This window comes from Pseudomonas sp. IB20 (genome assembly GCF_009707325.1).
Lineage (GTDB): Bacteria > Pseudomonadota > Gammaproteobacteria > Pseudomonadales > Pseudomonadaceae > Aquipseudomonas.
Map to the genome: position 1 here is coordinate 1,186,820 of NZ_CP046103.1, position 20,184 is coordinate 1,207,003.

The following is a 20,184-nucleotide window of genomic DNA, read 5'->3' on the forward strand; positions in this document are numbered from 1 at the left end:
AGGACGCGACGTGATCACCGCCCAAGCCTTTTCAACCATCCGGGCCATCCAGCGCAGTGCCTGGAACGACTGTTTTCCCGGAGCTCTGGAGGATTGGGATTTTTACGTCGCCGTGGAAAACGCCGCCATCGATGAATTCAAATGGCGTTACCTGGCTGTATACGAAGATGAAACGCTGGTGGCCGTCGCCGCCGCGTTCATCACCCATTATCGCCTCGACACCACGGTGTCGGGCGCCGGCAAGCGCTTTACCGAGCGCCTGGAGCGACTGTGGCCGGGTGTTTTGCGTTTGCAGTTGTATGCCATCGGCTCTCCGGTGGCCGAGCGTTGCGATGCGGGAATTGCCAGTAGCGTTCCTGAGGGGCAGCGCCCGCTGTTGATCAAGCACTTGCTTGAGGCTGCACGCCAGGATGCCCACGCATTCGGGATTGGCCTGGTAGCGGTCAAGGACGTGCCGACCAAAGACCCGCACTGGGCGGCGAGCTGCCGCGCTGCGGGATTTCAAACTATGCCCAGCTTGCCCAGCGGTTTGCTGACGGTGCCTTACGGTTCGGTGGACGCCTACCTGGGCTCGTTGTGCAAATCGACCCGCAAGGACCTGCGCCGTAAACTGCGTGCGCCGGGACCGCGCGTGGAGTGGCGGCACAATATCGATGACGTGCTGCCTGAGGTGATGCGCCTATACGAGGCCACGCTCAGCCGCGCCGATTTGCAATTCGAACGCCTGCCGGCCACTTACTTCACCGGCGTCCTCGAACGGCTTGAAGGGCGTGCGGTCTGTGTTTTGTATTGGGTGGACGAGCGTCTGGTGGCGTTCAACCTGATCCTGTTGGACCAGCACCGTTTGATCGACAAGTTTTTCGGGCATGACATGCAATTCAGTCGCGAATACAGCTTGTACTTCAGATACTGGCTGACCAATGTCGGCTATTGTATTGCGCACAATATTCCCGTGTACGAGTGCGGTCAGGACGGGTACGCGAGCAAGCTGCGCCTGGGTTGCGAGTTCCGGGGCAACAGTATGTTCTTCCGTCACCGTAACCGGCTGGTCAATGGCCTGCTCAAACTCGTGAAAATGTACATAAGACCGGATCGTTCCGACCCTGCCATGGCTGCTGCGATAAGCGAAACCTGATGATCACCAAAACCCGCCAGAAAGCCCGCCCCTTTGCCATTTCGCGCTGGAGCGTCCAGCGCAAGCTGGTGCTGGCGTTCTGGCTGGTCAGCGTCATTCCCACCATGATCGCCGCCGAGCTGGCCGCGACCACGCTGTCGCAGATTTTCGACAGCAACGTGCGCATCTGGCTGCAAGAGTCGACCAAGATCGTCAAGGACGAGATTGGCGATATCCTTCATGACAACGCGCGCATGGCCAAGCTGTTCATGCGCTACACCAGCCCGCCTTCGAGCCGGCAGGCTGCCAAGCATGACCGACTCACGGCCGATATCGCCCAGGCCACGGATATAGACGTGGTCTCGCTGATTCGCGTGAGTGACCACAAGATCGTGTTCAGCACGGCGCCTGACGATGTCGTCAAGCAGATCAGCCTGACCAGCAATGCGGTGCTGCAAACCATCCAGGTAGCCGGCGTGAATACGGGCCTGGTGGTCTCGACGTTCGAAAGCAACCAGGAAGGCGTCGACTACGTATTGTTGGTGGCCACTTACCTGGACAGCAGCTTCCTCACCAGCGTGGCCGATGTGCACTCCCTCGACCTGCGCCTGTACCTGGCCAACCCGTCGGGCTTTAATGAAATCTTCTCGACCCAACGGTTCGAAAATCACCCCTCGCGCATCCCCAAGGATGTCGAGACGGCGATGCGCAGCACCAAGCAGCCGAGCGAGCAGTTCACCAACAATTACAGCGGTTTGTACTGGCCGATCTTCAATGACGCCGGCGAACTGCAAGGCGTGATCTTCAGCGGCCTGCTGCGTCACACCAGCCTGGTGGGGCTGGTGAACCAGAGCAACCTGTTCGTGCTGATTTTCCTGCTCAGCTCGGCGCTGTCCCTGGGCGCCGGTGTGCTGGTGTCACGGCGCCTGACCAAGCCGCTGCGCGATTTGTCTCAAGGCGTGGGGGCAGTGATCTCGGGCAATTACGAGCACCGCGTGTTGGTCACCGGCGGCGATGAGCTGGCCCAACTGAGCAGCACCTTCAACCACATGACCGAGCGCCTGGGCGAGTTGCATCACCTTGAAGCCCAGTTGCGCCGCCGCGACCGGCTGCACGCCCTGGGCGAAGTTGCCATGGGCCTGGCCCACGAAATCCGCAACCCGCTGGGCATTATCAAGACCGCCACCCAGTTGTTGCACCGCCGCGCTGACTTGCCGGAAACCGACAAGCGCCACTTGGAATACGTGATCAGCGAGGTCAGCCGCATCAACGACCTGATCACCGAATTCCTCGACTTTGCCAAGCCCAACCCGCCGTTGCGCGTGTTGCAGGCAGTGCGCCCGCTGGTGGAGGAAATACTCGGCTTTTGCGGCCCGGAACTGGCCACCCATAACATCGACGCGCACATCGATGATCAGGCGCCCGGTGCGACCATCTATGCCGATGCCAAGCAGCTCAAGCAGGCGTGCCTCAACCTGATTCTCAACGCCATCGATGCGATGCCCGAAGGCGGGCGCCTGACCCTGGGCATTCGCAGCGTGGGCGGCAACACGGTGATCAGCATCGCCGACACCGGCCAAGGCATCCCGGCGGATATGGTCGAGCGGATCTTCACGCCATTCGTCACCACCAAGGCCTCGGGCACAGGCTTAGGCCTGGCAAAAGTCTATTCGATCATGGAGAGTCACGACGGCAGCATTGAATGTGCCAGTGAGAAAGATGCCGGCGCCACCTTCAGCCTGTACATTCCGGCCCACGGTGAAGACGACGGCGACGATGAGGAAGGTCATGACGCATAACGTATTGGTAGTCGACGACGAGCCCAAGCTCTGCGACTTGCTGTCCTCGGCCTTGAGCCAGAACGGCATTCAGGTATTCACCGCGAGCAACGGCCTGCACGCACTCAAGGTGCTGGAGCAGGAAGACATCGACCTGGTGATCAGTGACTGGCGCATGCCGGGCATGGACGGGCCGGCGCTGCTGGCTGAGATCAAGGTGCGTTTCCCAGAACTGCCGGTGATCGTGATGACCGCCTATAGCACGGTAAAGAACGCTGTGCAGTCCATGCGCAACGGCGCCTATGACTACATCGCCAAGCCGTTCGACATCGACGAGCTGGACATCACCGTGGCCAAGGCCTTGCAGTTTCGCGACATCATGCGCGACAACGCGCGGCTGCGTGCCGAGCTTGACCACCATGCGCAGTTCGACAGCCTGGTGGGCGACAGCCCGGCGTTTCGCCAGGTGCTGCACGCAATCGACTCGGTGCGTGACAGCAACGCGACCATCCTGCTGACTGGCGAAAGCGGCACCGGCAAGGAAATGGTCGCCCGCGCTATCCACAAGCACGGCAGCCGCGCCGACAAGCCGTTCGTGGCGGTTAATTGCGCGGCCATCCCCGACGGTTTACTGGAAAGCGAGATGTTCGGCCATCGCAAAGGCGCGTTCACCGGCGCCGTGGCGGACCGGGTCGGGCGCTTTATGCAGGCCGACAAGGGCACGCTGTTCCTTGATGAAGTGGGGGATATGCCCCTGGCCTTGCAGGCCAAGATTCTGCGCGCCTTGCAGGAGCGGGTGATCGAACCGGTGGGCGACCCACGCGAGCGTAAGGTGGATGTGCGAGTGATCGCCGCCACCAATAAAAACCTGCTGGACGCGGTGGCCAATAAAGAATTTCGCGAAGACCTGTATTACCGCCTCAACGTGTTCCCGATCCCGCTGCCGGCCCTGCGCGAACGCGCCGAGGACATCGTGCCGCTGGCCCGACACTTTGCCCAGACCCTGAGCGCCACCGCCGGCAAACGCGTCACTGGCTTCAGCCCTGAGGCGTTGCAGGCCATGGCGGCCTACAGCTGGCCGGGGAACATTCGTGAACTGCAGAACTGTGTGGAGCGCGCGACCATTGTGGCGGCATCGCCTGTGATCGAAGACATTGACCTGCCGGCGTATCTGTTTGCGTCCAGGCCTGCTGGAGATGGCGTTACGGCGCTGCTGGGTGACAACCCGAGCGTGCCTGCGGACCTGGACGCGGCGCTGGCAGAAGTCGAGAAAACCTACATTCTGGCGGCGTTGAATGAGAGCAACGGCGTGCAGGCGGCGGCTGCGGCGAAGATCGGGATTTCCGAGAGGAGCTTTTGGTATCGGTTGAAGAAGTTGGGGATTCAGGTCGACAAGATCGTGCGCTGATTTTCCAGGCGTCCCATCATTGTTCTAAATGTGGGAGCTGGCTTGCCTGCGATAGCCATAGGTTTCTACGAACCTGCCATCACCCAAATAACGGATATGTACCCAGCGACCCCGCGATAACCACATCAGGTATGGAAGCGCACCCACACACTCACCAACACCGTCGCCGCCATCAACCACGCCACCGCCGCCACGGCGAGTGAGGCTTCCAAGCGCATCCGGTCGACCATCACATACAACGTCGCCAAATACACAAAATACGGAATGATCGACCACATCCCAAACACGATGGTGGTCTTCAAATCCTCCACCGAACGGCCCTTACCGACGATGTAATGCGCAATCAACGCAAAGGTCGGAAACAACGGTACTAACCCTGCGATGTAATAGTTTTTGGTCTTGGCCAACGCCGCCAAGATCAACACCACTGCCGCGCCAATGGCGGCCTTCAGGAGTAGATCCATCAGTGACTCAACCCATATTTTTTGACCTTGTCGAACAGGGTGGTCTTGGCCATGCCCAGTTCCTGGCTGGCCTGGGTCAGGTTGCCACCGCTGCGTTGCAGGGCATCCACCAGCAGGTTGCGCTCGAAGGCTTCCACGGCTTCAGTAAAGGCCAGGCCATGGTTGACGGTGCCGTTGCCGGTTTTCTTGAAGGCCGGCAAGCCCAAGGCGAAGCGCTCGGCCACGTTGCGCAGTTCACGCACGTTGCCTGGCCAGTCATGGCTCATCAGCGTTGAAACGGTCTGGTTGTCCAGCTCCGGTGCGGTGCGGTCGAAACGCAAAGAGGACTGCTGCAGGAAGTGTTCGAATAATTGCAGGATGTCTTCGCGGCGCTCGCGCAGGGGCGGCAGTTCCAGGGTTACCACGTTGAGGCGGTAGTAAAGGTCGCTGCGAAATTGGCTGGCGCGGCTCAGCTCGTCGAGGTCGGATTTGGTGGCGGCGATCACCCGGCAATCCACCGCCACGCTCTGGTTCGAGCCCAGGCGTTCGAGGGTGCGCTCCTGCAACACCCGCAGCAATTTGATCTGCAGGTTGATCGGCATGCTTTCCACTTCATCGAGAAACAGCGTGCCCTCGTGGGCATGCTCTATTTTGCCGATGCGCCGCTTGCCGGCGCCGGTAAAGGCGTTGGCTTCGTGGCCGAATATCTCGCTTTCGAATAGGTTCTCCGGCAGGCCGCCGCAGTTCAAGGCGACGAACTGGTGGGAATGGCGCCGGCTGAAGTCATGCAGGCAGCGCGCAACCAATTCCTTGCCGGTGCCGGTTTCGCCTTCGATCAGCACGTTGGCCGATGTGTCGGCGACGTTGGCGATCAGTTCGCGCAGGTTCTGCATGGCCGGCGAGCGGCCGATGATGCGGCCTTCCAAGGAATCGCGTTCGGCCAATTGGCGGCGTAAAGACCACACTTCTCTCGCCAACCCGCGTTGCTCCAGGGCGCGGCGCGCCACGTCGACCAGGCGCTCGGGGGAGAAGGGTTTCTCCATGAAATCGTAGGCACCGTTACGCATGGCGCCGACGGCCATCGAGATATCGCCATGCCCGGTGATCAGCACCACCGGCAGGCTTTTATCCAAGGCCTTGAGGCGTGTCAGCAGTTCCAGGCCATCGATGCCCGGCAGGCGAATATCGCTGATGACGATGCCGGCGAAGTTCTCGCCGATGCGCTTGAGCGCTTCTTCGGCACTGCCCACGCCCACGCTGGGAATGTCTTCCAGCGCCAGCGCCTGTTGGCAGCCGAGCAGCACATGGGGGTCGTCTTCGACGATTAGAACGGTGAGGTCGTCTTTTGCGGCTGTCGTGTCTGTATTCATGTCGACTCAGCTTTTTTGAGCGCCCACCAACGGCAGGCACAAGACAAAGGCAGTACCACCACTGGCTGGGTGTTCCACGGCAAGGTTGCCGCCGGTGGCCGCCGCGAGGCTGGCGGAAAGGGTCAGGCCCAGCCCCAGGCCTTGTTCGCCGGGTTTGGTGGTGAAGAACGGTTCGAATAAATGTTTGCGCGTTTCGGGGTCGATACCATGGCCGTTGTCACGCACGCGCAGGCGGTATTTGCCCTCAAACACGTGGCCATCCAACCACAGTTCGGGCGCAGGTTGGGCCTGCATCGCGTCTAGCGCATTGCCGATCAGGTTGACCAGGATCTGTTCCAGGCGCGTCTGGTCGATCTGCAAGTGGGCGTTGGCGAAGTCGCGGTGCACGGTCAGCGGCAGGCTGTCGAGGCGGGCACTGAGCACCTGGAACGTCGCGTCCACGGCTTTACCGAGGTTGGCTTCGCCCTGGTCATCGCCGCGCCGGGCAAAGGAGCGCAGGCTGGCGGTGATGCGGCCCATGCGGTCGATCAGTTCGTTGATGGTCTTGAGGTTAGCGCTGGCGGTGTCGAGGGCGCCACGTTCGAGGAAACGTACGGTGTTGCCCGACAGCGTGCGCAGCGCCGCCAGTGGCTGGTTCAATTCATGGGCGATGCTGGTCGACATCTGGCCGATGGCTGCCAGCTTACCGGCCTGCACCAGCTCATCCTGGGCGCGGCGCAGGGTTTCTTCGGCCTGGCGCCGTTCACGGATCTGGCCCTTGAGTCGTTCGTTGCTGGCGCGCAGGTCGCTGGTGCGTTCGGCAATTCTGCGTTCCAGCTGGCTGTTGGCTTCCTGCAAGGCTTCCCGTGCGGCGAGGCGGGTGGCGATGACCTTGCGCCGCTCGTTCCAAGCGATCAGCAAAAACGCGACCAGGCCAAATGCGACGGCCACCAGAATGCCCTGGTTGATCGCCGCTCGGCGCAGGTCATTGAGCGGGGTCAGCAGGGTGAAATTCCACGGTGTGTCGTAGAGCGGGCGGGTTTGTGCGAGGTAGCTGACCTCGTGCTCATCGTTGACCACTTCACTGTTGGCCAGGAAGGTCAGCTTCTCGGTGCCTTCATTCAGACGTTCACGGGCCAGGGGCTCCAGCTCGTTCAGCGTCGCCCAGTAATATTGCAGGCTGTGGGCCAGGCGTTCCTTGGTGTCATCGCTCAGTGGGCGTACGGCCTTGAGCCGGCGCGCCGGGTCGCTGGAGAGGATGATGATGCCGTTCTCGTCGCTCACAAAGGCTTCGAGGCGCGCACGCTGCCAGCGTTCCTCAAGGGCTTCGAGGCGCACCTTGACCACGGCAACGCCGATGATCTTGCCGTGTTCTTCCAGGCCGTGGGCCAGGTAGTAGCCGGGTTCGCCGTTGGTGCTGCCAATGCCATAGAAGCGCCCCGGCTGGCCGCGTACGGCATTTTGGAAATAGGCGCGGAAGGACAGGTCTTCACCCTGGTAACTGTCGGCATCGCGCCAGTTACTGGTGGCCAGCACCCGGCCGGTGGTGTCCATCACATAGATAGCCCGGCTGCGACTGCGTCGGTTCAGGCCTTCGAGGTAACCGTTGACGGTTTTGCGGGTTTCCTGGCTCGGGTCGGCCAGCAGCGTGGAGACGCTGGACTCCAATTCCAGGAGGCTGGGCAGGTAGGTGTATTTGCTCAGTTCGCTTTCGACGGTGCGCGCGTGCAGCTCCAACTGGCGTTCGCCGTTGTCGCTGAGGGTGCGGATGCCATAGTACTCACTGACCCAGAAGCCGATATAACCCAAGCCGATCATCAGGGCGATGATCAACGGCGGCAGGAACAGTTGGCGAATCAGACGAGGTTTCACGGCAAGTGATGGCGGTGCGGCGCGAAATTGGTTGGGGTCGCATTTCATCACAGATGCCTTGGGTCAACCAGAGCTTGCCAGCCCTGGCACGGACCTGTTTGTGTGGGAGCCTGGCTTTTAGGGGCACCGAGGTGATGCCATCGCAGGCAAGCCAGCTCCCACACAGGCCCGCTCCCATATGGGCGCGGTTTCCACAGTGGAAGCTATATAGGGCTTAGTGCTGCAGGATTTTCTCAAGGAAGTGCTGCGCGCGTTCGGAGCGGGCGCTGATGTCGCCGAAGAACTCCTCTTTCGGGCAGTCTTCGATGATCTTGCCGGCGTCCATGAAGATCACGCGGTCGGCCACTTTGCGGGCGAAGCCCATTTCGTGGGTCACGCACATCATGGTCATGCCTTCCTGGGCCAGTTGCACCATCACGTCGAGCACTTCGTTGACCATTTCCGGGTCGAGCGCCGAGGTCGGTTCGTCGAACAGCATGACGATCGGGTCCATGGCCAGGGCGCGGGCAATCGCCACCCGTTGTTGCTGGCCGCCGGACAGCTGGCCCGGGTGCTTGTGGGCATGCGCCGACAGGCCCACGCGCTCAAGCAGTTGCAGGCCTTTCTTGGTGGCTTCTTCCTTGCTGCGGCCGAGCACCTTGATCTGCGCGATGGTCAGGTTTTCGGTGATAGTCAGGTGCGGAAACAGTTCGAAGTGCTGGAACACCATGCCCACGCGCGAGCGCAGTTTCGGCAGGTTGGTCTTCGGGTCGGCGATGGACGTGCCATCCACCACCACGTCGCCTTTCTGGAACGGTTCCAGCGCGTTGACGCACTTGATCAAGGTGGATTTACCCGAGCCAGACGGCCCGCACACCACGATCACTTCGCCTTTTTTAACCTCGGTGCTGCAATCGGTCAGCACCTGGAAGTCGCCATACCACTTGTTGATATTCTTGATAGAGATCATACGGCAAACCTTTTTTGCATACGCTTGACCAGCAGCGAGGCGGAAAAGCTGATGATGAAGTAGACGACACCGGCGAAGATCAGGAACTCATTGGAGCGGCCAATGATGTCGCCGTTGGAGCGGGCGGAGTTGAGGAAGTCCACGAGGCCCACGGTGTAAACCAGCGAGGTGTCCTGGAACAGGATGATCGACTGTTGCAGCAGCAACGGGGTCATCTTGCGGAACGCCTGGGGCAGGATGATCAGACGCATGGTCTGGCTATAGGTCATGCCCATCGCTTGTGCGGCGGCCATCTGGCCTTTGGGGATCGACTGCACGCCGGCCCGCACGATCTCACAGAAGTACGCGGCTTCGAACATCATGAAGGCCACGACGCAGGATGCGAACGCACCGATCGGAGTGTCTTCGCCGGTGATCCAGCGCAGCACGAACGGCACCGCCAGGTAGAACCAGGTGATCACCAGCAGCAGCGGGATCGAACGGAAGTAGTTCACATAAGCGCCGGCCAGGCGCGACATGAGTTTGCTGGACGACAGGCGCATCAGCGCGAGGATCGTACCCAGCGCGATGCCGCCGACCACGCCCATGACCATTAACTGCAAGGTCATGACCATGCCGTTCCACAGGCCGGGAATGGCGGGGATGATACCGCTGAAATCGAGTTCCATTATTTACCCCCCACAGAGATCAGGCCGGGCACGGCAACTTTCTTCTCGACCACGCGCATCAGCAACATCAGGCTCATGTTCAGGGTGAAATAGATCAGTGTGGCCAGGGTGAAGGCTTCAAACAGGTTGGCCGAGAACTCGGCGGTCTGTTTGGTTTGCGCCAGCAACTCCATCAAGCCGATCAAGGACGCCACGGAGGAGTTCTTGAACACGTTGAGGAATTCCGAGGTAAGCGGCGGAATAATGATGCGGTAGGCCTGGGGCAGCAGCACATTCCAGTAGATCTGCGGCAGCTTGAAACCCATGGCGCGCGCCGCCGATTCCTGGCCACGTGGCAGCGCCTGGATACCGGTACGCACTTGTTCGCACACACGGGCGGCGGTGAACAGGCCCAGGCACACGACAACGCTCAGGTAGGCCGAAGTGGTGGGGTTGAGGTCTTGTTTGTACCAGTCCTGCAGGTTTTGCGGCAGCAGATCGGGTATCAGGAAGTACCAGATAAACAGCTGAACCAGCAGCGGCACGTTACGAAACAGTTCCACATAGCAGGTCGCGATGCCCGATACGATGCGGTTTGGCACGGTGCGCATGACGCCCAGAATGGACCCCAGCAACAAGGCGATAATCCATGCCACGACAGCGATGGCAATGGTCCAGCCCAAACCGGCGATGTACCAGTCGAGATAAGTCTCGCTGCCCACGCCAGTGGACTTGAAGAACACGCCCCAGTCCCAGTTGTAATTCATTAGGGTCTCCCCTCAAGATCGATCAATGTACAAGCACCTGCCTGGGGAGATCCTTTCCCGCCTGGCGTTGAACGCCGGGCACACGCGATCGGCTCGAAAACCGCCAGGTCGAGTGTTCCAAAATTAAAGCCAGCAGGTAGTAACAGACGCCTGAGGGAGGGTTGGCTCCCTCAGGACATAAGCTTAGTCAGGTATCAGATTTTTACATCAGGCGCTGGTTTGTCGCTTGGGTTAGCGATCAGCTCCTTAACCTTTTCGCTCATCGGGAAGTTCAGGTTCAGGCCTTTTGGTGGAATCGGGCTCTCAAACCATTTGCTGTAGATCTTGTTGATCTCGCCGGACTTGTACAGGGCGACGATGGCGTCATCCACGGCTTTCTTGAAGTCTGGGTCGCCTTTGCGAACCATGCACGCGTAGGCTTCGAAGGACTGTGGAGTACCGGTGATGACCCAGTCGTCCGGCTTCTTGGCCTTGGCTTCTTCACCGGCCAGCAGGGCGTCGTCCATCATGAAGGCGACGGCGCGGCCGCTTTCCAGCATCTGGAAGGATTCGCCGTGGTCTTTGGCGGAGATGACGTTCATGCCCATCTGCTTGTCGGCGTTCATCGCTTTGATGATGCGCTCGGACGTGGTGCCGGCGGTGGTCACGACGTTTTTGCCTTTCAGGTCGGCGAAGTCAGCGTAGGACGGCTTGCCATCCTTGTCTTTCTTGACCAGCAGACGGGTGCCGATTTCGAAGATGTTGACGGTGAAATCAACTTGCTGGGCGCGTTCGGCGTTGTTGGTGGTGGAGCCGCACTCGAGGTCCGCGGTGCCGTTCTGGATCAGCGGGATACGGGTTTGCGAGGTGACCAGGTTGTACTTGGTCTTCAGGTCGGGTTTGTTCAGGTCTTTTTTCAGGGCTTCAATGACAGCCAACTGAACGTCGTGGGAGTAGCCCACGGGTTTGCCCGAGGCATCCGCGATGTAGGAAAACGGAATGGAGCTGTCGCGGTGAGCGAGAGTGATGGTGCCGGAGTCGTTGATTTTCTTCAGTGTGCCGGTGAGTTCGGCGGCGAAAACTGGAGTGCTGATCAGAGCAGCAGCGATAGCTGCGCCCAAGATATGGGGAACGATGCGCATCAATACTTCCTCGACATTTGTTTTTTTTATGAAGCCGGCTAAACGGCTCTCTTTTGTACAGCGAATGCCCGTGACGGCTCCTGAAGCGTCGCAAGCAATCGTCAGGGAGTGTAGAGCATGAGTCGTGCCATACCTGAAATAAAAGGTTATCTATTTGATTTATAAAGAGATTAACTTTTTGTTGTGGAGGAGTTGTGACTAGAAGGTCCGGCAAACCGAATAGGGCGGGGTATGCCGTTCGGAAAACCGAATAGCGGGAGCGCTATAAAAAAAGCCCCTGAACCTTACGGTGCAGGGGCTTTTTGTGAGGCTTGACTGTCAGGCCGCTTCAATCTTTGCGCGGTTCTGCTCCACCTTGGACAGGTAACGCTGCACGTTGTCCTGTTCCTCTGGGGTGGTGAACAGGCCAAGTTTGGTACGGCGCCACAGCACGTCCTGCGGTTGCGTCGCCCACTCTTCGGCACACAGGTAATCGACTTCGCGGGTGTACAGGCCGCCACCGAGGTGGTCGCCCAAATCAGCCAGCGATTGCACGCCTTCCAGCAGGCGCCAGGTGCGGCTGCCGTAGGTGGTGGACCAGCGGCGGGCGATCTCGCTTGGCACCCAGTCGAACTTGGCGCGGATGGCTTCGGCCAATGCTTCTGGCGTGGTCATGTTTTCACCGCCAGGCAGGCTGGCTTTTGCCGTCCAGCTTGGGCGCATCTGCGTGAAGTACGGGGCCAGTTGGGCCATCGCCGACTCGGCGAGTTTGCGGTAGGTGGTCAGCTTGCCGCCGAACACCGACAGGATTGGCGCCTCGCCCGTGCCACCCGACAGCGACAGGGTGTAATCGCGAGTGATGGCCGACGGGTTGTCCGATTCGTCGTTGCACAGTGGGCGCACGCCGGAATAGGTGTGGACGATGTCGTCACGGCTCAGTTGCTTCTTGAAGTGGGCATTGACCACTTGGAGCATGTAGTCGGTTTCACCCTGGGTAATCGCCACTTTGGCCGGGTCGCCGGTGTATTCGCGGTCGGTGGTGCCGATGATGGTCAGGTGGTTCAGGTACGGAATGGTGAAGACGATGCGCTGGTCTTCGTTCTGCAGGATGTGCGCGTGGGCGCCTTCGTACAGTTTCGGCACGATCAGGTGGCTGCCCTGGATCAGGCGGATGCCGTAAGGCGAATCCAGCTTCAGGTCTTCCTTGATGAACTTGGCGACCCATGGGCCGGCCGCATTCACCAGTGCCCGGGCGCGGATCGAGAACAGACTGCCATCGGCGCGTTCCATGTTCATTTCCCACATGCCGTTGCTGCGGTGCGCGCTGACGCAACGGGTCTGGGTGTGGATATGCGCGCCTTTTTCGCGGGCGGCCATGGCGTTGAGTACCACCAGGCGGGCGTCGTCGACCCAGCAGTCGGAGTATTCGAAGCCTTTGGTGATTTCGCTTTTCAGCGGGCTGTCGGGGCCGAACTTGAGGCTTTTGGAGCCGGCGAGTTTTTCGCGCTTGCCCAAGTGGTCATACAGGAACAAGCCGGCGCGGATCATCCACGCCGGGCGCAGGTGCGGGCGGTGTGGCAACACGAAGCGCATCTGCTTGACGATGTGCGGGGCCTTGGCCAGCAGCACTTCACGTTCGGCCAGGGCTTCGCGCACCAGGCGGAATTCGTAATGTTCGAGGTAACGCAGGCCGCCGTGGATCAGCTTGCTGCTGGCGGAAGAGGTGTGGCTGGCCAGATCGTCCTTTTCGCAAAGGAATACCGACAAACCGCGCCCGGCTGCGTCTGCTGCAATGCCGACGCCATTGATCCCGCCACCGATTACGGCAACGTCATAGACTTCGGCAAGCGGTGGGGCAGGCAAGGTGGAAGGGTTCATCGGCAGGCCTCGCGAATTTTTCGTCTTGGAATTCGAACATTAATGTTCATTTGCGAAAATGGTAGCTGATAAACGCGCGCACAGCCACCCGACTTCGATTGAAAAAACTCATCGAAGGGCGGGAAAAGGAAAATTTGTGAACATGAGCCTGGGGAAGGCGCTAGAAATGTGGTGTCGGGTCCATCGCCATCGCGGGCAAGCCCGGCTCCCACAGTTGAAACCATTCCAATGTGGGAACTCGGTAAAATGTGGGAGCGGGCTTGCCCGCGATGGCGGCGGAGCAGGCGCTAAACTACTTCCAGCCTGACCTTATGCTCATTCAACAACTGCACCAGCGCCGGCACCGGCTGCTGATCCGTCACTAAACAGTCCACCAGACTGATCGGCCCCAAGCGAATCATGGCATTGCGCCCGAATTTGCTTGAGTCCGCCGCCAGGATCACTTTGCGCGCATTGGCAATAATCGCCTGGGAAACCCGCACTTCCTGATAATCAAAGTCGAGCAAACTGCCGTCTTCATCGATACCGCTGATGCCCACCAGCGCAAAGTCGACCTTGAACTGGTTGATAAAGTCGACACTCGCCTGGCCGACCACACCGCCATCACGGCGCACGTTACCGCCGGTCAACAGCACATCGAAGTCGTCCTTGGCACTGAGCATGGTGGCGACGTTGAGGTTGTTGGTGATGATTTTCAGGTGATTGTGGTTCAGCAGCGCGCGCGCGATGGACTCAGTGGTGGTGCCGATATTGATAAACAGCGAGGCGTGATCAGGGATTTGCGCGGCAATGGCTTCGCCGATGCGTTGTTTCTCATCGCGCATCTGGTCGGCACGCATGGCGTACGCGGTGTTCTCGACACTGGAGTCATAGGCCGCGCCGCCGTGGTAGCGGCGCAGCAGATTGGCGTCCGCCAGCTGATTGATATCGCGGCGGATGGTTTGCGGGGTGACAACGAATAGCTGCGCCATCTCCTCGATACTGACGTAGCCGCGTTCGCGGACCAGTTCGAGGATTTGTTGCTGGCGGGGAGGCAGATTCATGGGGCGTCCTTTGGGCTGCCGTACAAAAGTGGCCCATGATGACGCAGCAAGCGGCTCCCCGCCAGTTACAACCCTATGTGGGTCCGGCGCTTGGCTTATTCAGCGCCTTCGTGCGGTTCCCAATCTCGGGTGCGGCTCACCGCTTTCTGCCAGCCGGCATAGAGTTTCTCTTTGGTGGCTTCATCCAGCGTAGGTTCGAATTCGCGCTCGATCACCGCCTTGCCGCGCAATTCGTCCAGGCTGCCCCAGAAACCACAGGCCAGGCCTGCCAGGTAAGCCGCGCCGAGTGCGGTGGTCTCGCGCATTTGCGGGCGCTCGACCTGGGTGCCGAGGATGTCGGCCTGGAACTGCATCAGGAAGTTGTTGGCGACCGCGCCGCCGTCCACGCGCAGGGCTTTGAGGCGTTCGCCCGAGTCCTGTTGCATGGCGTCCAATACGTCGCGAGTCTGGAAGGCAATCGACTCCAGGGCTGCACGAATAATGTGATCCACTCGTACGCCACGGGTCAGGCCGAACAGCGCGCCACGGGCATACGGGTCCCAATACGGAGCGCCCAGGCCGGTGAAGGCGGGCACCAGGTACACACCGTTGCTGTCCTTGACCTTGCCGGCGAAGTATTCAGTGTCGGTGGCGTCGGCGATGATCTTCAGCTCGTCACGCAGCCACTGCACAGTGGAGCCACCGTTGAACACGGCGCCTTCCAGGGCGTAGGCCACTTCGCCGCGTGGGCCGCAAGCGATGGTCGTCAGCATGCCGTGTTTGGATTTGACCGCTTTGTCGCCGGTGTTCATCAGCAGGAAGCAGCCGGTGCCGTAAGTGTTCTTGGCCTGACCGGCTTCTACGCACATTTGGCCGAACAGCGCCGCCTGCTGGTCACCGGCGATGCCGCCGATAGCGATGCCGCTTTTGGTGCGGCCGTAGATTTCCGAGGAGGACTTCACTTCTGGCAGCATTTCGCGCGGTACGTCGAGAATCTCCAGCATCTTCGCATCCCACTCCAGCGTGTGGATGTTGAAGAGCATGGTGCGCGAGGCATTGGTGTAGTCGGTGACGTGGGTTTTGCCGCCGGTAAATTTCCAGATCAGCCAGCTGTCGATGGTGCCGAACAGCAGCTCGCCATTGCGTGCACGCTCGCGGCTGCCTTCGACGTTGTCGAGGATCCACTTGAGCTTGGTGCCAGAGAAGTACGGGTCGGTGACCAGGCCGGTGGTGTCGTTGATGTATTGCTCGTGGCCGTCGCGCTTGAGCTGCTGGCAGATCTCGGTGCTGCGGCGGCACTGCCAGACGATCGCGTTGTAGATCGGGCGGCCGGTGATTTTGTCCCAAACCACGGTGGTTTCACGCTGGTTGGTGATACCGATGGCGGCGACCTGGTCATGGTGCAGGCCGGCTTGTGCCAGGGCCTCGACCATCACCGCGCTCTGGGTGGCGAAAATTTCCATCGGGTCATGTTCGACCCAGCCGGCTTGCGGGTAATGCTGGGTGAATTCGCGCTGCGCGGTGCAGACCACGTTGGCGTCACGGTCAAAAATGATCGCCCGCGAACTGGTGGTGCCCTGATCAAGGGCAATGATGTAGTTCTTATTCTGAATGTCGGTCATGTCGATTGCCTTAGACGAAAAATAAGGAAGTAAGGAATCAGCCTGGGCCGCAAAGGGGCAGTGCGGACCAGGCCGGCGCTATCAGGAAATACGCGTCTTGCCGTTGACAGCCGTGTCAGGTGTTTCATCTATAGCAGGTGCTGCGCTCGGCAGATGACGGGCAATCAGCCCGCGATAGGCCGCGGCACCAAGGCACGCACCGACAATCGGCGCGAAAATCGGAATCAGGAAGTAAGGAATATCGCGACCGCCGGTAAAGGCCATTTCACCCCAGCCAGCGAAAAAGGTCATCAGCTTGGGTCCAAAATCCCGTGCCGGGTTCATCGCAAAGCCGGTCAGCGGGCCCATGGCGCTGCCGATCACGGCGATCAACAGGCCAATCAGCAGCGGGGCCAACGGGCCGCGTGGCAGGCCATTGTTATCGTCGGTGAGGGCCATGATCACGCCCATCAAGATGGCGGTGATGACCATTTCCACCAAGAACGCCTGGGCTGTGCTCAGCAGGGCATGGGGGTAGGTGGAGAACACCGACGCTAACTCCAGGCTGGCCTGGGAGCCGCGCACCATATGGTGGGTTTGTTCGTAATCGAAAAAGAGGTTGCTGTACAGCGTGTACACCAACGCGGCGGAGCAGAAAGCGCCGGCGACTTGGGCGAGGATATAGAACGGCAGTTTGCGCTTGTCGAAATCGGCAAAGATGCACAGGGCGATACTCACCGCCGGGTTGAGGTGAGCCCCGGAAATACCGGCGCTCAGGTAGATCGCCATGCTCACGCCGATCCCCCAGATGATACTGATTTCCCACAGCCCAAAGCTGGCACCCGCGACCTTGAGCGCAGCGACACATCCTGTACCGAAGAAGATCAGAAGCGCAGTCCCCAGGAATTCGGCCATGCATTGGCTCGAAAGTGAAGGCTGTTGAAGAGCAGTTGTCATGGAAAACCTCGATTGTTGTTCTTGTTTGGCGCGCAGCCTCAACGGGCTGTTGCGCGATTTTCACCGTGGCGTGGATCCCCATCCAAGACACGGCTTACTGCTGGAGTACCGCAGGTGCTATTCCTACAGTATTCGGAAACGAAAAAATATAGACAAGAATGACGGCTGTCAAAGGTCGAAAGTGAACCGGCGGTCATTTTCAAACTATTAGTCTCATGAATGATCACGCTTGCCTCAACCTGCACGCGTTGCGCGAGGCGCGCACTAGAGCGTTTTGCTTGGGCTTGGCCTAGAATTGGCCCTCTGTTTGCCACGCCCGGAGTAGCCATGACCCCCGCACTGGACCTGTTGAAAAAAGTTCGCGCCGAACATCATATCCACAGTTACGAACATGACCCCAAGGCAGCGTCCTATGGCTTGGAGGCCGCGGAAAAGTTGGGGCTCGACCCAGCGCAGGTGTTCAAGACCTTGCTGGCCAGCAGTGAGAAGGGCGAATTGTTGGTGGCAGTGGTGCCGGTCGTCGGAAGTCTGGATTTAAAAGCGCTGGCCCATGCGGCCGGGGTGAAAAAAGTCGAGATGGCTGATCCCGCAGCGGCGCAGCGCTCCACCGGTTACCTGTTGGGCGGTATCAGCCCGCTGGGGCAAAAGAAGCGTTTGCGCACGTTTATCGACGAGACGGCGCAACCGTTCGCGACCATTTTTGTGAGTGCCGGGAGGAGGGGGTTGGAAGTTGAACTGCCGGCGGCGGTGCTGGCTGAGCATACGCAGGCTAAATTTGCGCCGATTGGTCGGGTGTGAAACTCGCATTTTGAATGCGACGAGATCTAATGTGGGAGCTGGCTTGCCTGCGATGGCATCACCTGGTTATGCCTGATACACCGCCGCATTCGCGCAAGCCCGCTCCCACATTTTGATCTGGTTTCGTCAGTGACTCAGCTAGCGGGGCTGTAACGGCGTACGCCGGAGTCGGATTTAGAAACCTGCGCCGCAACGCTGCCCGAGGCCTGAAACAACACCAAGTGTTCAGCCGCCACACGAATCCCCACATCGGCACCGACCTGATGATCAGCATGGCTGGGGAAAATCGACTCCAGCTGTGCACCGGTCGGCAGTTGCAGGCGGTACAAGGTCGAGGCGCCGAGGAAGGTCTTGCCGACGATCCGCGCTTTCAGTGCGCTGTCCGGCGCATACACGATGTCATCCGGGCGCAGCAGCACATCCACCGCGCCACCGGTGGGCCAGGTGTAGGCACGATTGCCGCGCAGGTCGCCCAGTTCGGTGCTGACCGACTCCGGCGAACTCAGTTGGCCACGGATGAAATAACCCTGGCCGATAAAGCTGGCGACGTACGGCGTTTGCGGTTCGTGATAGAGGTTGTAGGGCGTGTCCCATTGCTCAAGACGGCCTTCTTTGAACACCCCTACGTGGTCACTCACAGCGAAGGCTTCTTCCTGGTCGTGGGTGACCAGAATCGCACTGGTGCCGCGCGCCTTGAGAATGTCGCGCACCTCGTGGCTGAGTTTGCGCCGCAGTTCACCGTCGAGGTTGGAGAACGGCTCATCCAGCAACAACAGTTGCGGCTCCGGCGCCAGGGCGCGGGCGAGGGCGACGCGTTGTTGCTGACCACCGGAAAGCTCGTGGGGGAAACGCTTGCCCAGGTTCTTCAGGTTGACCAACTCCAGCAACTCGGCGACCACGCGGTCTTTTTGCGGGTGCTTGCGAATGCCGAAAGCGATGTTGTCGGCCACGCTCAGGTGCGGGAACAGCGCGTAGTCCTGGAACACCATGCCGATCCGGCGTTTCTCCGGCGCGAGCGTGAACCCAGCGCTGGAGATCACTTCCCCGGCCAGGCTGATTTCACCTTCGTGCACCGGTTCAAACCCGGCAATCGCGCGCAAAGTGGTGGTTTTACCGCAACCTGAGGAGCCGAGCAGGCAGCCGATGTCGCCAGCGTTGAGGTGCAGGTTGAGGTTCTGCACCACGCGTTGATCTTGATAGCCGCATGCCAGATTGCGCAGGTTCAGCAGTAATGGCTGGCTCATGCGTGGTGGTACGACGGCGGGACGAGGAATTCGAGCAGTGCCTTTTGCGCGTGCAGGCGGTTTTCGGCTTGGTCCCAGGCCACCGAGCGCTTATCGTCGAGCAGGTCGAGGCTGATTTCCTCGCCACGGTGTGCGGGCAGGCAGTGCATGAACAGCACGTCCGGCGCGGCCAGGTCGAGCAGGGTGCGGGTCACTTGGAATGGCGCGAACAAGGCCAGGCGCTTGGCGGTTTCTTCTTCCTGGCCCATGGAGGTCCAGACGTCGGTGCTCACCAGGTGCGCGCCGACCACCGCGTCACGCGGGTCGCGCACCACGGTGACTCGGTCGCCGGCCTGTTCCAGGAAGCGCGCATCAGGCTCGTAGCCTTCCGGGCACGCAACGCGCAGGTGGAAGTCGAACTGGATCGCCGCTTCTATATAGCTGTTGCACATGTTGTTGCCGTCGCCGATCCAGGCCACGGTCTTGCCTTGGATCGAGCCACGGTGCTCAAGAAAGGTTTGCATGTCGGCCAGCAACTGGCAGGGGTGCAGGTCATCGGACAGGCCGTTGATCACCGGAACCCGGGAGTTCTCGGAAAATTCGGTCACGGTGCTGTGGGCAAAGGTACGGATCATGACCGCATCGAGCATGCGCGACATTACGCGGGCGCTGTCTGCGATCGGCTCGCCACGGCCCAGTTGGGTGTCGCGCGAGGACAGGAAGATGGCTTGGCCACCCAGCTGGATCATGCCGGCTTCGAACGACACGCGGGTGCGCGTCGACGACTTCTCGAAAATCATCCCGAGTACACGGTTTTTCAAAGGCTCAAACAGTACGCCGCGGTTACGCAGGTCTTTAAGCTCAATGCCTCGACGGATCACGCTGACCAGCTCTTCGGGCGTGCAATCCATCAGGGAGAGAAAGTGCCTTGCGCTCATCATTAACTACCTTTTTGCAACAGACCGCAGATACTCAAAGCCTTGTTTATTGTGACAACGGGCGAGACCTGCGGCGAAAGCCGCACGGGGCGACGAAATAGGGGAAGGCGCGATCTTATAATTAAATGTCGCGTCTTACCAATAGGGCTACGGTTTTTAAGGGTGTTCATGCAGGGCGCGAGAGCGCTTTTGAAGACTGATTCCTGACAGCAGCGGCCCATTTGTACACTGGCGCCGAGACCTTTTGCAATCTGTGGAGGCGGGCTCAGGCCAGGCTACGTCGGTTTCAGCGGCTGTTCGAAGGTTTCTGAAACATTTGCTCACGCTTAGCCATGTCCTG

Annotated in this window: 17 protein-coding genes; 4 read left to right on the top strand and 13 right to left on the bottom strand. The window is 60.0% G+C overall.

The genetic code is table 11. The features are described from left to right. Window positions 1–10 precede the first annotated feature (10 nt). Genes GJU48_RS05410 through GJU48_RS05420 form a run of 3 tightly spaced genes read left to right on the top strand, consistent with a single transcriptional unit; the run spans window position 11 to window position 4,300 of the window. Complete coding sequence (locus GJU48_RS05410; protein ID WP_094953702.1) at window positions 11–1,135, top strand: GNAT family N-acetyltransferase; 1,125 nt, start codon at window positions 11–13, stop codon at window positions 1,133–1,135. After that, window positions 1,135–2,913, top strand: coding sequence for a sensor histidine kinase (locus GJU48_RS05415; protein WP_094953703.1), 1,779 nt, complete (start codon window positions 1,135–1,137; stop codon window positions 2,911–2,913). Before GJU48_RS05410 ends, GJU48_RS05415 begins: the two co-directional genes overlap by 1 nt. After that, window positions 2,903–4,300 (top strand): sigma-54-dependent transcriptional regulator, encoded by a 1,398-nt coding sequence (locus tag GJU48_RS05420; RefSeq protein WP_094953704.1) that lies wholly within the window; start codon window positions 2,903–2,905, stop codon window positions 4,298–4,300. Before GJU48_RS05415 ends, GJU48_RS05420 begins: the two co-directional genes overlap by 11 nt. Window positions 4,301–4,425: 125 nt before the next feature. On the opposite strand, the gene GJU48_RS05425 is transcribed toward GJU48_RS05420, so the two are convergent. The 11 genes from GJU48_RS05425 to GJU48_RS05475 form a co-directional block, all read right to left on the bottom strand. Continuing rightward, window positions 4,426–4,764, bottom strand: a complete 339-nt coding sequence (locus GJU48_RS05425) for a GlpM family protein (protein ID WP_094953455.1) — start codon at window positions 4,762–4,764, stop codon at window positions 4,426–4,428. Then, a complete protein-coding gene (locus tag GJU48_RS05430; RefSeq protein ID WP_094953454.1) occupies window positions 4,764–6,113 on the bottom strand; it encodes a two-component response regulator AauR in 1,350 nt (449 codons plus the stop codon). Before GJU48_RS05430 ends, GJU48_RS05425 begins: the two co-directional genes overlap by 1 nt. 6 nt (window positions 6,114–6,119) lie before the next feature. Continuing rightward, window positions 6,120–8,012: a two-component sensor histidine kinase AauS gene (locus GJU48_RS05435; RefSeq protein WP_094953453.1), complete on the bottom strand. Its 1,893-nt coding sequence runs from the start codon at window positions 8,010–8,012 to the stop codon at window positions 6,120–6,122. A gap of 166 nt (window positions 8,013–8,178) precedes the next feature. After that, window positions 8,179–8,913 (bottom strand): amino acid ABC transporter ATP-binding protein, encoded by a 735-nt coding sequence (locus GJU48_RS05440; RefSeq protein ID WP_003208734.1) that lies wholly within the window; start codon window positions 8,911–8,913, stop codon window positions 8,179–8,181. Then, window positions 8,910–9,581: an amino acid ABC transporter permease gene (locus GJU48_RS05445; RefSeq protein WP_094953452.1), complete on the bottom strand. Its 672-nt coding sequence runs from the start codon at window positions 9,579–9,581 to the stop codon at window positions 8,910–8,912. Before GJU48_RS05445 ends, GJU48_RS05440 begins: the two co-directional genes overlap by 4 nt. After that, entirely contained in the window at window positions 9,581–10,327 is a 747-nt protein-coding gene (locus GJU48_RS05450) for an amino acid ABC transporter permease (protein WP_003208731.1), read from the bottom strand. The genes GJU48_RS05445 and GJU48_RS05450 overlap by 1 nt, the downstream gene beginning before the upstream one ends. Window positions 10,328–10,521: 194 nt before the next feature. Beyond that, window positions 10,522–11,448: a glutamate/aspartate ABC transporter substrate-binding protein gene (locus GJU48_RS05455; RefSeq protein WP_094953451.1), complete on the bottom strand. Its 927-nt coding sequence runs from the start codon at window positions 11,446–11,448 to the stop codon at window positions 10,522–10,524. 318 nt (window positions 11,449–11,766) lie between these two features. Next, window positions 11,767–13,305 (bottom strand): glycerol-3-phosphate dehydrogenase, encoded by a 1,539-nt coding sequence (gene glpD, locus GJU48_RS05460; RefSeq protein ID WP_094953450.1) that lies wholly within the window; start codon window positions 13,303–13,305, stop codon window positions 11,767–11,769. Window positions 13,306–13,592: 287 nt separating this feature from the next. Continuing rightward, complete coding sequence (locus GJU48_RS05465; RefSeq protein WP_049709759.1) at window positions 13,593–14,348, bottom strand: DeoR/GlpR family transcriptional regulator; 756 nt, start codon at window positions 14,346–14,348, stop codon at window positions 13,593–13,595. A 95-nt stretch (window positions 14,349–14,443) separates the two neighbouring features. Continuing rightward, complete coding sequence (glpK, locus tag GJU48_RS05470) at window positions 14,444–15,949, bottom strand: glycerol kinase GlpK (RefSeq protein ID WP_094953449.1); 1,506 nt, start codon at window positions 15,947–15,949, stop codon at window positions 14,444–14,446. Between the two features lie 81 nt (window positions 15,950–16,030). Then, a complete protein-coding gene (locus GJU48_RS05475) occupies window positions 16,031–16,885 on the bottom strand; it encodes an MIP/aquaporin family protein (protein WP_094953448.1) in 855 nt (284 codons plus the stop codon). A 327-nt stretch (window positions 16,886–17,212) separates the two neighbouring features. Here GJU48_RS05475 and ybaK point away from each other — a divergent pair, with 327 nt between their 5' ends. After that, window positions 17,213–17,683 (top strand): Cys-tRNA(Pro) deacylase, encoded by a 471-nt coding sequence (gene ybaK / locus GJU48_RS05480; RefSeq protein WP_094953447.1) that lies wholly within the window; start codon window positions 17,213–17,215, stop codon window positions 17,681–17,683. Between the two features lie 134 nt (window positions 17,684–17,817). Here the strand turns inward: ybaK and GJU48_RS05485 are convergent, their stop codons facing one another. Next, window positions 17,818–18,927 (bottom strand): ABC transporter ATP-binding protein, encoded by a 1,110-nt coding sequence (locus GJU48_RS05485; protein WP_094952844.1) that lies wholly within the window; start codon window positions 18,925–18,927, stop codon window positions 17,818–17,820. Then, window positions 18,924–19,844 carry an ornithine carbamoyltransferase gene (argF, locus tag GJU48_RS05490; RefSeq protein ID WP_094952845.1) on the bottom strand — a complete coding sequence of 307 codons (921 nt, stop codon included), beginning with the start codon at window positions 19,842–19,844 and terminating at the stop codon, window positions 18,924–18,926. The genes GJU48_RS05485 and argF overlap by 4 nt, the downstream gene beginning before the upstream one ends. Between the last annotated feature and the right edge of the window lie 340 nt (window positions 19,845–20,184).